The sequence below is a fragment of the Flavobacterium sp. I-STPP5a genome, from assembly GCF_009764685.1.
GTDB lineage: Bacteria > Bacteroidota > Bacteroidia > Flavobacteriales > Flavobacteriaceae > Flavobacterium.
In genome coordinates, this window is sequence record NZ_VHLM01000084.1 from 14239 (window position 1) to 27718 (window position 13480).

The following is a 13480-nucleotide window of genomic DNA, read 5'->3' on the forward strand; positions in this document are numbered from 1 at the left end:
TTCTTTTACCTGATCACTATTTCAAATAACCCAACAACTATTAACCACAAAACCAAAACAACTTAATATGAAATACACCTTACCACTCATCAGCGTTGGCATTAATGATATTGCACTCGTTGGCGGCAAGAATGCCTCATTAGGCGAAATGCTACAAAACCTTACATCACTAGGAGTCAATATTCCTGACGGTTTTGTTATTACCGTCGATGGCTATTATGAATTTATTAGCCACAACAATTTAGAAAAAACTATTAATGAAATTGTTGCTGAAATTGATTACGACAATATTGAATCATTGCGAAGAGGAGGAATGCAAGTACGACAGCTCATCTTGAATGGAAAATTTCCAGCGGATGTTAGTGAAGAAATCATTGCTTCTTATGAAAGAATTTCAAAGCAATACGATCAAGATTTTACTGATGTAGCCGTTCGTAGTAGCGCCACCGCTGAAGATTTACCGGATGCTTCATTCGCTGGACAGCAAGAGACATTCTTGAACGTACGAGGGCCAGAAAACATCATTGATTGTGTTCGAAAATGTTTTGCATCATTATTCACAGATCGAGCCATAAGCTACCGTCAAAGTTTTGGATACGACCATTTTCAATTGGCTTTATCAGTATGTGTGCAAAAAATGGTTCGCAGCGATTTAGGAACTTCGGGCGTTGCTTTCTCTATTGATACGGAGAGTGGTTTTAAAGATGCCGTAGTTATTAATGCCTCTTTTGGTTTGGGCGAAATGATAGTGCAAGGTGCTGTATCTCCTGATGAATATATTGTGTTTAAACCCCTTGTAAAGCAAGGTTTTAATGCCATCATCGAAAAAAAGATGGGCAACAAAGACAAAATGATGATTTATGGAGAAGGTGGGGACGAACGTGTAAAAATTATTCCAACCGAAAATTCATTTCGCAACCGTTTTTGCCTAAAAGATGAAACCATCATTAAATTAGCAAAATGGGTAGCAATCATCGAGGATTATTACACTAAAATAAAACAAAAATGGACTCCCATGGATATTGAGTGGGCTATTGATGGCCTATCCAAAGAATTGTTTATTGTTCAGGCCAGACCAGAAACGATTCATTCTCAAAAAGATCGACACACTATCACCGAATATCGCATTGAAGATAAAGACAGACTGAAACAATTAATAACAAAGGGAATAGCTGTTGGGGACAAAATTGGTTCAGGTCCCGCAACAATATTGTATTCATTAGATAAAAGGGTGAGCGAAGGTCACGAGTTCATTGCCGGTTCAGTCTTGGTTACCGATATGACCGATCCAGATTGGGAACCTATAATGAAAAAAGCATCAGCCATTATTACCAATAAAGGCGGAAGAACTTGCCATGCTGCTATTGTAGCTAGGGAATTAGGTGTGCCAGCTATCGTTGGCTGTGGTAACATTACTGAACTTTTACTTGAAGGACAAGTGATTACAGTTTCTTGTGCCGAAGGTGATGAAGGTTATGTTTACGAAGGCGAGATCAAATACGAAAAATCAGAATACGATCTTCGCAATTTACCAAAAGTAAAAACGGATATCATGCTGAACGTGGCATCACCAAGTTTAGCTTTCCAATTTTCTCACTTACCCAATAAAGGCGTTGGTTTAGCTCGAGAGGAATTTATCATCAATAATTATATTCAAGTCCATCCGTTAGCGCTTTTAAATCACCGATCGTTAAATGATTCTGAGCTTACAGTAGAAATTGAGAAAAAAATTATTGGTTATGAAAATGAAGAACACTTTTTTATCGAAAAACTATCAAACGGGATCGCGAAAATTGCCGCTTCATTTTACCCGCATAAAGTAATAGTTCGATTTTCAGATTTTAAATCGAACGAATATTACAATTTATTGGGAGGGAAGTATTATGAGCCACATGAAGAAAACCCCATGATTGGTTGGAGAGGTGCGTCCCGTTATTATTCAGAAACTTATAAACCCGCTTTTGCTTTAGAATGTAAAGCCATTAAAAAAGTGCGAGATGAAATAGGATTGAGCAATGTTGTGGTCATGATTCCTTTTTGCAGAACTGTTGAGGAGCTGCATAAAGTTTGTGATGTAATGAATGAATACGGCTTGAAGCGTGGTGAAAATGGACTAGAATTGTATTTGATGGCCGAAATTCCGTCTAATATAATTTTAGCAGAAGAATTTGCGAAACATATAGATGGTTTTTCCATAGGCAGTAATGATTTAACCCAGCTTACACTGGGGCTTGACAGAGATTCCTCATTAGTAGCACATTTATATGATGAACGAAATCCTGCAGTAAAAAAAATGTTGGAAATGCTGATACAAACCGCAAAAAAAACAGGCGTTAAAGTAGGTATTTGTGGCCAAGGGCCAAGTGACTTCCCTGATTTTGCTCAGTTTTTAGTAGAACTAGGAATAGATAGCATTTCAGTTACTCCAGATTCGGTAATCAAAACAGTAAATGCAATTGCAGCAGTGGAACAGCGAATTGCTCGACAATAGATAATTAGTATAGAAAAACACTTGCATTAATTGTAGAAACTAATATGTTTAATTAATTATGTAGTAATAGCTTATACAATTAAAAAGCGTTTTAAATTGTATAAACTATTAACAAATTGTTTATCTAAATAGTCTAAAAAAAATCTACATTTTTTTATCTTAGAAATCAAAATATTTTAAAAAAAAATGACATGAAAACACTAGTAATAGTAGCACATCCCAATCCCGAGAGTTTTAACAAAAACGGAATTGTTAAAACTGTAATTGCTGCACTCAAAGAAAAAAACCACGAAATCGTTGTTCGTGATTTGTATGAATTGAATTTTAACCCAGTATTATCGGCTTGAGATTTTGGAGCTTTTGCCATGGGAACTGTTCCTACAGATATACAAACCGAGCGCGATTTTATTTCATGGGCAAACAATATTATTCTCGTTTATCCTGTTTGGCGGATTGGTAGACCTGCAATTATGCAGGGATATTTTGATCGTGTTTTAGGTTTTAATTATGCTTTTACTGTTGATGAAAATAGTGCTCGCGGATTATTAAAAACTGAAAAAGCAATAATAATTAATACTGCAGGCACACCAGAATTTGTTTACGATGCCTGGCCAACTAGTAAAGATTTGATAAGTAAACCAATAGCAGAAGGTGTTTTAGGATATTGCGGTATATCGAATGTTAAACAGTTAACCTTTTTTGGTATTGCTGGTTCAACAGCTGAGCAAAGAGCAACTATATTAGATGAAATTAAATCTGAAATTACAAATCTTTAAAAGCAGTCAGAAACTATTTTCTCCGCAAGAAAAGCCCGAAACTTTTACGTTTCGGGCTTTTTTATTTCAGAAGCCTTAAAAATTCACTATTGTAAATATTTTGCGTTTTCATTTCGAGACTCCCCTTCTAGCATCTCGGTAGTAATCCTATTTTCTTCGATAAGTCTAAAGACGCAAAATTCGTGGTGTTTTTTTGTTTTAAAAAATTAATCAGTATTCTGCATTTCTATTTTAAAATTCTTTTTTTTAGTAAAACCATAAAAGAATATTGCATATTCGAAAAAACTTATTATATTTGCACTCGCAATCAAAAAACGAAAGCGGCATACTGGAGAAATGGCAGAGCGGTCGAATGCGGCAGTCTTGAAAACTGTTGACTGTAACAGGTCCGGGGGTTCGAATCCCTCTTTCTCCGCGGAATTAAAGGCGAAACGCTGTAAAACTTAAATTTTACAGCGTTTTTTTATCGGCACTACCCTATTATTCATTAACTGCATCCATTATCGATTTGGAAATCTGTAAACTCTTTACTTTATCCTGATGGTCAAAAATAGAACTGCTAATCATCAATTCGTTTATGCGAGTATATTGAATAATTTTTTTTTAAATCTTTAGTTAGTTTTTCTTTGCTCCCTGTAAAGGTGCAAGCAGTCATTTGATTCACATGAAAGCGTGCTCCTCATTCATCATTTCATTAAAATATGCTACGGGAGCTTGCAAAGCTTTTCAATCGTTTCGTATTAAATTCAAAAAAAATTAATACAAACTACTAGATAAAAATTGCGCTTCTTCGTCAATGTCGGCTGCTATTGTATTAACGCAAGCCATTGTTTTAAGTTCGCTCAAAAAGATTGTAGGTTGAAAATTTTCTCTGTAAGAATCAAATGCCTGCATCATTTATCTAGATACAAAATGACCTACAAAAGAATGTGGTTAGCCATATTCAGCTGCTAATTTTTCACAAAGAGCATGTGTATTTATCCGAAAAGCAGACAGTGTATAACCCATAAAAGTTATCGTTAAATTATCATCTTGATGCAAAACATTAGAAAGGACCTTAATAAGCTTCAAAATGAGTTTTTAAGCATAATGGAATTTTTCCAAGACACCTGTGTAAAAAACCTATCCGATATGTTATCTCCAAAAATTTAGACATAAAAACGAACTGATTTACAATAGTAATGAATGTTGCAATAAACGAAAAAAAAAGTTCAATTTACTTATTGAAGATTCTCACGCCATCAACTCCATCCGTTAAAAATTCACCTATAAAATCACATTCCCCCCAGTAAAAATGAATATAGGAAGCCATTACATTCTTTAGTCTATAAATAGGAGTAGTTACTTTTACTCCTTTAGCATTAAAAACTTCTCCTACTCTTGACAGATTCTCCTTTTCGATGGCTGTTGAATAATGAAACTCGTGACCTTTAATGGTTTTACCATTCAAATGTACTTCTCGATATCCTAAAGAAAGTTTTGCCTGTTCCATTGAAGTTTCGATAGGTAAAAAACCTGCCATTGGATACCCGATTCCGTCAGCATTGGTAATCTGATTGCCCAAATACATCATTCCACCACATTCGGCGATTACTTTTCCGTCATTGGAACAAAAATCAAGAATAGATTTACGCATAGAAGTATTTGCAGTCAAGTCTTTTAAATACAACTCGGGGTAGCCACCTGCCAAATATAGCATGTTAGCTTCGGGCATAACGGCATCTTTTAGCGGACTGAAATAAATCACGTCACCCAAATTTTCCAAAGCTTTTATGTTTTCAAAATAGGTGAAGTTAAAAGCATCATCGTGTGCCACTGCTATTTTATACTTCACCGAAGATTGTTGCATATCGTAATTCCCTTCAAATTCCTTTTCTTCACAAAAAGGAGCTGTCTGACAAAAGTCATCAGACTCTAGTGATAGTGAACTAGCGATGGACACCGCCTCTGTCGTTTTACAGCAATAATTTTTATTCAATGCGGTTTCAGAAAGACTGCACAAGGCTAACAATCGATTTACGTTGATCGATTTAGCCAAATGTTGTGCTGCGTTTTCAATTATGGTTTCATAATCGTTTTCAGCAGAAATGGCTAGTCCCAAATGACGAGAAGGAATAGCAATTCCAAGATCAGAAGGAACAAATCCTAACGCTTCCAGCCCGACATCATCACAAGCGTCTTTCAAAAAAGAAAAATGACTTTCGGTATTGACAAAATTGAAGATGACCCCCGCAATTTTAATATTTGGATTAAAATTCTTCAGTCCAAACAGCAATGGTGCCACGCTATAGGCCATCGCCTTGGCATTGACTACTAAAATAACGGGAACATCCAGCAGTATCGCAATCTCTGCACTGCTCCCCTGCATTCTATTTGCCCCATCAAAAAGTCCCATTACTCCTTCTATTATCGAAATATCGGCTTCTTCACTGTATTGACTATACAATTCCTCCACATGCCTTTCACTCATCATATACGTATCTAGATTGATACTCACTTGACAGGCAGCCTTTGTATGATGTTTGGTATCAATATAATCCGGACCGCATTTGAAAGGCTGTATTTTAAACCCTTTATTTTTCAACAACCGGAGCAACCCTAATGTGATTGTCGTTTTTCCGGAATTACTTGATGGTGCTGCTATAAGAAATTGTGATTTCATGACCTCAAAGATAAAAATCAATTGTTAATTGTCAATTTTTATCTTTGTAGTTCTATAGAGAAAGGGAAAATGACAATCAAAGTTACAACTTATGCCAAAATTGGCGAACTCCTGCAAGGAGCTTTTGGCAAAAGCCAACCATTTTTAGTAAGCAATACTTCTTCTAAATTATTTAAAACAACTACAGTTGTAAGTACAAACCCAAGCCAGGAAGGGATAAGACTCGGAAGTAAAGCAAAGCAGGCCATCGAATTATTTTGTTCATTACTTGATGATGATAATATAATACCTCCTGTTGAACACATCTATTTTAACCAACAAAGGAATTTTCAAATAGGCAAAGGATTGTCGTCCAGTTCTACTGATATCTTAGGAGTATTATTGGCTTTAAACGAAATTTACAAAACTAACTATCCAAACAAGTTCCTCTACAATCTCGCTTCTCAGATAGAGCCTACTGACCCTTGTTTAGATTTAGATGCTTTATTATTTAATCAAAAGTCAGGTGAAATTATAGATACCTTCTCTCCAATTCCGTGTTCGATGCTATATTTCGATTCGGATCGAAAAATGAATATTGACACCATCAAAATATCTCAAAACAGAAAATATTCTGAAAATCAGGTTTTAGAATTTCAAAACCTGTATTCAAACCTAAAGAAAAGTACTAAAAACAATGATTATGCAACCTTTTTTGAATGTACCACAAAAAGTGCTGTTATTAACCAGACTATTTTACCTAAAAAAAACTTTACTTTGTTAGTTGATTTTGCTGTCGAAAATAAATGTGGTTTATTTGTGGCTCATAGTGGTACCTTTATGGGATTGCTAATTGAACCCCATCGGTTGTCATCAATCGACTTAAAAGCCAAAGATTTCGTGTCAAAACATTGGAACACGTCACTTTTTATTGAGTAAATTCTATGCGAAAATTAAAACCCATTATGTTCGTTGGAACAGCCTCCGACGTAGGAAAAAGCATTATTAATACTGGATTTTGTCGTATTTTTAAGCAGGATGGCTATACCCCCGCCCCTTTTAAATCGCAAAATATGTCACTTAACAGTTTTGCCACACCCGACGGACTCGAAATAGGCCGTGCGCAAGCCGTACAGGCCGAAGCTTGTGGTATTCCATGCAGCACCGATATGAATCCCGTTTTATTAAAACCAACAACTGATAAAAGTTCACAAGTTGTTTTAAATGGAAAACCCATTGGAGACCAATCGGCCTATGATTATTTTATGGGTAACAACAAAATGGGACTGCTCAAAGAAGCCCAGGCGGCTTATAACCGCTTATCCGAAAAATTTAACCCTATAGTCTTGGAAGGTGCAGGAAGCATTTCTGAATTGAACCTGAAACATCGTGACATTACCAATATGCGCATGGCAAAATATGCCGATGCAGCCACTTTTTTAATTGCCGACATTGACAGAGGAGGCGTTTTTGCTAGTGTTTACGGTAGTATTATTTTACTAACTCCCAAAGAAAAATCACTGATAAAAGGAATTATCATCAATAAATTTAGAGGAGATGCACGCCTTTTTGAAGATGGAAAAAAATTAATAGAAGACCTTTGTGGGATTCCAGTTGTAGGAGTCGTTCCTTTTACAAAAGACATCTATATTGAGGAAGAAGATTCCGTTGGCCTTCAAAACAAAAGTTCTCAATCCGTTGACAACAAGATAAATATTGCCGTTATTTTACTCAATCGCCTTTCAAATTATACTGATTTTAATGTATTAGAACGCCATGAAAATGTTAATTTGTTGTATACAAAAGACCCTTTAGAAATTGAAAAAGTCGATATTATTATCCTTCCAGGAAGTAAAAATACGATTTCAGATTTAATAGAAATTAAGAATAATGGAGTAGCCAAAGCAATTGTCAATGCTCATAAAAATAACAAAACCGTTATTGGAATTTGTGGCGGTTATCAAATGATGGGACAAACCGTAGAAGATCCACACCAAATGGAAGGAGCAATTGAAAACATGGCCGGATTGGGTTTACTTCCCATAAAAACAATACTCACACAAGAAAAAATTACAAGACAAGTACAGTTTCAGTTCAAAAAACACCAAGAAACCTGTGAAGGCTATGAAATACACATGGGGATTTCAACTTCAACTGAAGAAAACACCCAGCTGAACCATTTTTCAGATAGCACTACAGATGGTTTTTTATTGGCCGAAAATTGTTGGGGAACCTACATTCATGGAATATTAGACAACGAAATTGTCATTAATGATTTGCTCTCACAGACAAAAAAAGAAATGACAGCAACCCCTTTTAATTACAAAGCTTTCAAGGAACAGCAATACGATTTACTGGCACAACACCTGCGAGAACATTTAGACATGGAGTATATTTATTCCGTTCTTAAAGAAAAATAATTATGATTTTAGGACACGGAGACGACGGTTACTTACATCACGACACCATTAAAGCGAATTTCAGTTCGAATGTTTTTTACGAAGGCCTTCCTAAAGGTTTAAAGGAATTCCTATCGCTGCAATGGGACAGGCTTAATCGTTATCCAGAAGCAAATGCCGAATCGCTTCAAGAATTAATAGCCCATTGGCACCAACTGAAACCCCAACAAATACTTATAACAAATGGGGCTACCGAAGCTTTTTATTTGATTGCACATCACTTACAAAAAAAATCGGCCACTATAATCATACCTTCATTTGCTGAGTATGAGGATGCCTGTCGTGTACACAATGTACCTGCCGACTTCATGGAATGGTCTGCAGTAAACGACACTACCCGTTTTGATACCCAAGCCGTTTTCTTTGGCAATCCAAACAATCCTACGGGCTTGATTTTTGAAAAAAAAATGCTTCATTCCCTTTTAGAAAACAATCCCAATGCACTGTTTGTAATTGATGAAGCTTATGTAGATTTTACATCGAATGTGATTACAATGGTAAACGAAATCAATACTTTTCCAAACCTTGTACTCGTAAAATCCCTGACTAAAACCTATTCCATTCCAGGTTTGCGTTTGGGATATATCATCAGCCAAGAACAAAATATTCAAGCCATACAATTGGCAAAAATGCCTTGGTCTGTAAACACTTTGGCTATTGAAGCCGGTAAATTTATTGTAAAAAATGCCGTCGATATTGCGTTACCATTAAATAGATTATTGTCAGACACTTCAGACTTGATGCATTCCTTACAGCAAATAAAAAACATTGAAGTCTATCCCACAACAACTAACTTTTTTTTGTGCCAAACAAAAGTAAAAACTGCCGCAGCGCTAAAACAACACCTCTTGAATGCCCATCAATTACTGATTAGGGATGCTAGCAATTTCAAAGGACTTTCTCCTCATTATTTTAGAGTTGCAACACAAACACCTGAGCAAAATCAACTTTTAATCGATGCTATACGCCAATGGACACTCCTTTAATCACTTTCTTAATACCTTTATTTGTAGGCTACCTACTCGATTTGCTTTTGGGAGACCCAAGAGGATTGCCTCACCCTATTCGGCTTTTTGGAAATGCAATATATTTTGGCGAAAACCTATTAAACAAAGGTAAATTTCGCTTTGCAAAAGGAATCACACTCACACTTGTTCTATGCAGTTTGGTCTTTGCATTCTTTTATTTACTGTCTAACATCTTGCTACAAATCAACACAATTCTTTATATCATTTTTGCCAGTATTTTTGTTTTTTATGGTCTAGCCAATAAAAGCCTGATACAAGAAGGAAAAGCAGTTTTTGATGCACTTCAAGACAACGGATTGGAAGCGGGTAGAAAACGACTTTCTTGGATCGTAGGACGCGATACCACTACCCTAAATGAAAACCAAGTACGAACAGCCGTTTTCGAAACCTTGTCCGAAAATTTAAGTGATGGAGTAATTGCACCTCTTTTTTATTATGCCATTGGTGGCTTGCCCGCTATGATGGCCTATAAAATGATCAACACCCTAGACTCCATGATTGGATACAAAAATGAAAAATACTTTTATTTTGGCAAATTTGCTGCTCGCTTAGACGATGTTGCCAATTTCATTCCCGCACGTTTAACTGCATTATTAATGATTATCTTGAGCGGAAAATGGAGTCTTTTTTCATTTGTTCATCAATTTCGCAACCAACATGCCAGTCCAAATTCAGGCTATCCCGAAGCAGCATTGGCAGGAATCATGAATTGCCGCTTTGGCGGTCCCAATACTTACCACGGAAAAATTGTAAATAAGCCGTACATAGGAACAAATGATAGGAAAATAGAACATCAAGAGATAATCAGAGTTTCTAGGATTAACCACAAAGTTACTATACTCACTATCATAATTATAACAATTATAAGTGTTTACATAATTGGGTAACTAAAATTTGATTGTAACTTTCAGGAGCCTAAGCTTGAGGCATTTTCGGAGGTATTGGTTCCCGCTATACACAAGTATCTTTTGTGCCAAACCCTGGCACAAAAGGATACTTGCTCCTATCGGGGCTAAAAGGTATTATTTTGCTTTTTTTTATTATTTTCCAACTAAACACAATAAGCAAAACTAAAACACTCATAAACAATGTCTTATAAATTTTATCAAAAAGTTTAAAAATTAATCCACATCTGTTTCGTACTTTTGCCGCTGTAATGGTTTTCTTTTTAAAATATTAAGAAGAAATTAAAAGGGAATTCGGTGTAAATCCGAGACAGTACCCGCTGCTGTAAGTTTTATTAAGGTTATAACATTATGTCACTGTTTCAATCATGGAATGGGAAGGCGTTATCAACTGAAACGAGTCAGAATACCTGCCTTTACGTCGATTCGTAGCTTTCGGAGTAAAGGCAAACGGGTGAAATAATCTTCTCCTTTATCTTCACGCGTCCTTATTCTATTGTTGCAAATAATCGGTTAACGGGATTATTAACGCACAAATAACTTAAAATGGAAAAGGATTTATCCAAAATTAAAAAAATTATTTACCTCTGTAATGGTACTTCATGTACAAACAAAGGCGCTGAAGAAAACATTACTGCCCTCCGTAATTCTCTAACTGAACGAGAATTAAATGACGAAATTCACACCATAAGGACTAAATGCAGTGGTTTTTGTAAACAAGGCCCAATCATAAGCATTCAGCCAGAAAACACGTGGTACAAAGAAATGAATGTAACCACATCAAATGCTGTAGTTGCTACTCATATTTTAGAAAACACAATTCTCGAAGACCAATTGTTGTTTTCTTCGAGTAATAACGCCGAGACCTTTAAACCTCAAAAAAGAAAGAAAAACTTCTTTACAAAGTATTTTTCATTCAAACTTTTTTTTTTGCTGTTAATATCTTTTTTTAAAACGCAAGCACAAACTAACCTTAGTGGTTTTATTACAGATGCCAACAATCACAGTAAAATTGAGGGCGCAGCCATTCAGATAAAAGAATCTAGCGAGAACACTATTTCTATTGATCAAGGGGCATATAAGCTACCATCTGTTTCAGAAGGAATAAAAACAATTATTGTTTCTTGTGAAGGTTACAATACGTTTAGTCTAAAAATAAATTTAAAAAAAGACGAACAAAAGAAGCTCAATATTGCCTTGCAAAGTAATGCAATGAACTTGGCCGAAGTTACTATTTCAACTTCACTAGACCGAAAACAACTAAACAAAATAGATCAGTTAAGCCTGCAACTGCAACCCATAAAATCAGCTCAAGATTTGTTGCGTGCCGTTCCCGGATTGTTTATTGCACAACATGCAGGTGGAGGAAAAGCCGAGCAAATTTTTATTAGGGGGACAGACAACGATCACGGAACTGATTTTAACATTCAAATGGATGGAACTCCGGTAAACATGCCTTCGCACGCACACGGACAAGGCTATGCCGACATGCATTTTATGATTCCAGAAATAATTGGTTCTGCTAACTTTTACAAAGGACCTTATGAGGCAAAACTGGGAGATTTTTCAGCCGCAGGTGCTGCCCAGTTTAACTCAAAATACCGTTTAGAAAAAAATGTTATCAAACTAGAATCTGGTATATTTAATACCCAAAGAATCTTAGCTATGGTTCAGCTTTTAGATCAAAAACATTTGGTTTCAAAATGGAAAGACAATGCGTATGTGGCTACTGAGTACAACTATACCGATGGCTTTTTTGATAGTAAATTAAAATTCAAACGTTTTAATGTTTTCGGGAAATACAATGCACAACTATCCGATAAAACAACGGCTACACTCTCAGGCTCTTATTTTAATAGCACCTGGAACGCTTCGGGACAATTGCCATTGAGAGCTGTAGAGGATGGATCTATTTCTAGATACGGCTCTATAGACGATTCCGAAGGCGGAATTGCGTCAAGACTAAACGCAAACTTAGTCATTGAAACCAAATTTAGCGATGCTGCATCCTGGAGAAATCAATTGTATTATTCTAAAAACATCTTCGATTTGTTTTCTAATTTTACTTTTTTCATGAACGATCCCATCAATGGAGATGAGATATTACAATGGGAAAAACGAGATTTATTCGGTTTAAAAAGTACATATAACAGACTTGACAACATTGGTTCTACAAAATTATCCTCTGAAATAGGATTGGTTACCCGTAGCGATATTTTTTCAATGGGCAGAAATCACGTATTGAGAAGGGAATTTCTAAACACCGAAGATCACAATAAAATACGTATTTCAAATTACAGTTTTTATATCGATGAAAATTGGCAGTTTGCACCCAAATGGGCTTTGACATTAGGTGCTAGGAACGAAGTCTTCGATTTTTATTTGAATGATAAATTAGACGACTCCAATTCAGGACAAAAAACCGTGTATCGCTTTAACCCGAAAGCACAGTTAAACTTTAATGCAACATCAAACTTCACTGTTTTTGCCAAATGGGGAGTTGGACTTCACTCCAATTACGCTCAAACCGCAGTGAGCAAAGACCCAACAGCCGGAAATCCTGTACCACTATCCGAAGGTGCTGATTTGGGTTTTATAATGAAATTGCATAAAAAATCAATCTTCAATTTCACAGCATGGCGCCTTGATACAGGATCTGAATTTAAATTTGTATCTGATGATGGTAGCTTTGAAAACTTGGGACCAACGAGAAAATATGGTTTTGATGCGGCAATCAAAATTCAATTTACAGATTACTTGTGGGCAGATAGCAATTTGAATTACGCCTACAGCATTTTGAAAGACGCAAAAAAAGGCGAAAACTTTGCACCATTAGCTCCTAGATGGAACTCTACAGGCGGATTGACTCTGAAATTAGAAAACGGAATTAATGCTAGTTTGCGGTACCGTTTTATGGGAGAACGTCCTGCTATCGAAGATGGATCAGTATTTTCTGCACCTTATACCATCGCAGATGCAATTATCCGATACACCAAACCCCGATATGAAGTATCTCTTTCTGCCGAAAACATTTTCAATGTAGCATGGGCAGAAGCCCAGTTTTATGATGAATCTCAATTAAAAAATGAAACCGCTCCCGTAATGGATTTTCACAACACTCCGGGGACTCCTTTCTTTATCAAGGCGAGTGTTTCTTATTTCTTTTAACATAAAGACTAT

Annotated in this window: 7 protein-coding genes, 1 tRNA gene, 1 pseudogene and 1 riboswitch; of the genes and pseudogenes, 8 read left to right on the forward strand and 1 reads right to left on the reverse strand. The window is 36.0% G+C overall.

Translation table 11 applies throughout. From position 1 onward, the window contains the following. Positions 1–67 precede the first annotated feature (67 nt). The 3 genes and pseudogenes from ppsA (at position 68) to FJV36_RS15920 (ending at position 3682) form a co-directional block, all read left to right on the forward strand. Complete coding sequence (gene ppsA, locus FJV36_RS15905) at positions 68–2491, forward strand: phosphoenolpyruvate synthase (RefSeq protein WP_158728352.1); 2424 nt, start codon at positions 68–70, stop codon at positions 2489–2491. A gap of 191 nt (positions 2492–2682) precedes the next feature. Next, positions 2683–3267, forward strand: a pseudogene (locus FJV36_RS15915) (NAD(P)H-dependent oxidoreductase). A 330-nt stretch (positions 3268–3597) separates the two neighbouring features. After that, positions 3598–3682 (forward strand) — tRNA-Ser (locus FJV36_RS15920). A gap of 801 nt (positions 3683–4483) precedes the next feature. Here FJV36_RS15920 and FJV36_RS15925 read toward each other — a convergent pair. Continuing rightward, positions 4484–5929 carry a cobyrinate a,c-diamide synthase gene (locus tag FJV36_RS15925; RefSeq protein ID WP_158728355.1) on the reverse strand — a complete coding sequence of 482 codons (1446 nt, stop codon included), beginning with the start codon at positions 5927–5929 and terminating at the stop codon, positions 4484–4486. 69 nt (positions 5930–5998) lie between these two features. Between FJV36_RS15925 and FJV36_RS15930 the strand changes: the two genes are divergently transcribed. The 5 genes from FJV36_RS15930 to FJV36_RS15950 all read left to right on the forward strand — a co-directional run bounded on the left by FJV36_RS15930 (position 5999) and on the right by FJV36_RS15950 (position 13468). Further along, a complete protein-coding gene (locus FJV36_RS15930; protein ID WP_158728356.1) occupies positions 5999–6847 on the forward strand; it encodes a hypothetical protein in 849 nt (282 codons plus the stop codon). A gap of 26 nt (positions 6848–6873) precedes the next feature. Continuing rightward, a complete protein-coding gene (locus FJV36_RS15935) occupies positions 6874–8328 on the forward strand; it encodes a cobyric acid synthase (RefSeq protein WP_233264544.1) in 1455 nt (484 codons plus the stop codon). Between the two features lie 2 nt (positions 8329–8330). Then, positions 8331–9353: a histidinol-phosphate transaminase gene (locus FJV36_RS15940; RefSeq protein ID WP_158728358.1), complete on the forward strand. Its 1023-nt coding sequence runs from the start codon at positions 8331–8333 to the stop codon at positions 9351–9353. Next, the gene (cbiB, locus tag FJV36_RS15945; protein WP_158728359.1) at positions 9338–10282 is read left to right on the forward strand and encodes an adenosylcobinamide-phosphate synthase CbiB; all 945 of its coding nucleotides are present in this window, start codon (positions 9338–9340) and stop codon (positions 10280–10282) included. The genes FJV36_RS15940 and cbiB overlap by 16 nt, the downstream gene beginning before the upstream one ends. 253 nt (positions 10283–10535) lie before the next feature. Next, a riboswitch (cobalamin riboswitch) is annotated at positions 10536–10733 on the forward strand. Between the two features lie 113 nt (positions 10734–10846). Further along, positions 10847–13468, forward strand: coding sequence for a TonB-dependent receptor domain-containing protein (locus tag FJV36_RS15950; protein WP_158728360.1), 2622 nt, complete (start codon positions 10847–10849; stop codon positions 13466–13468). Positions 13469–13480: the final 12 nt, after the last annotated feature.

Coding starts and splice junctions, on each gene's coding strand:
- ppsA (WP_158728352.1), top strand. CDS start 68: ATGAAATACACCTTACCACTCATCAGCGTTGGCATTAATGATATTGCA.
- FJV36_RS15925 (WP_158728355.1), bottom strand. CDS start 5,929: ATGAAATCACAATTTCTTATAGCAGCACCATCAAGTAATTCCGGAAAA.
- FJV36_RS15930 (WP_158728356.1), top strand. CDS start 5,999: ATGACAATCAAAGTTACAACTTATGCCAAAATTGGCGAACTCCTGCAA.
- FJV36_RS15935 (WP_233264544.1), top strand. CDS start 6,874: ATGTTCGTTGGAACAGCCTCCGACGTAGGAAAAAGCATTATTAATACT.
- FJV36_RS15940 (WP_158728358.1), top strand. CDS start 8,331: ATGATTTTAGGACACGGAGACGACGGTTACTTACATCACGACACCATT.
- cbiB (WP_158728359.1), top strand. CDS start 9,338: ATGGACACTCCTTTAATCACTTTCTTAATACCTTTATTTGTAGGCTAC.
- FJV36_RS15950 (WP_158728360.1), top strand. CDS start 10,847: ATGGAAAAGGATTTATCCAAAATTAAAAAAATTATTTACCTCTGTAAT.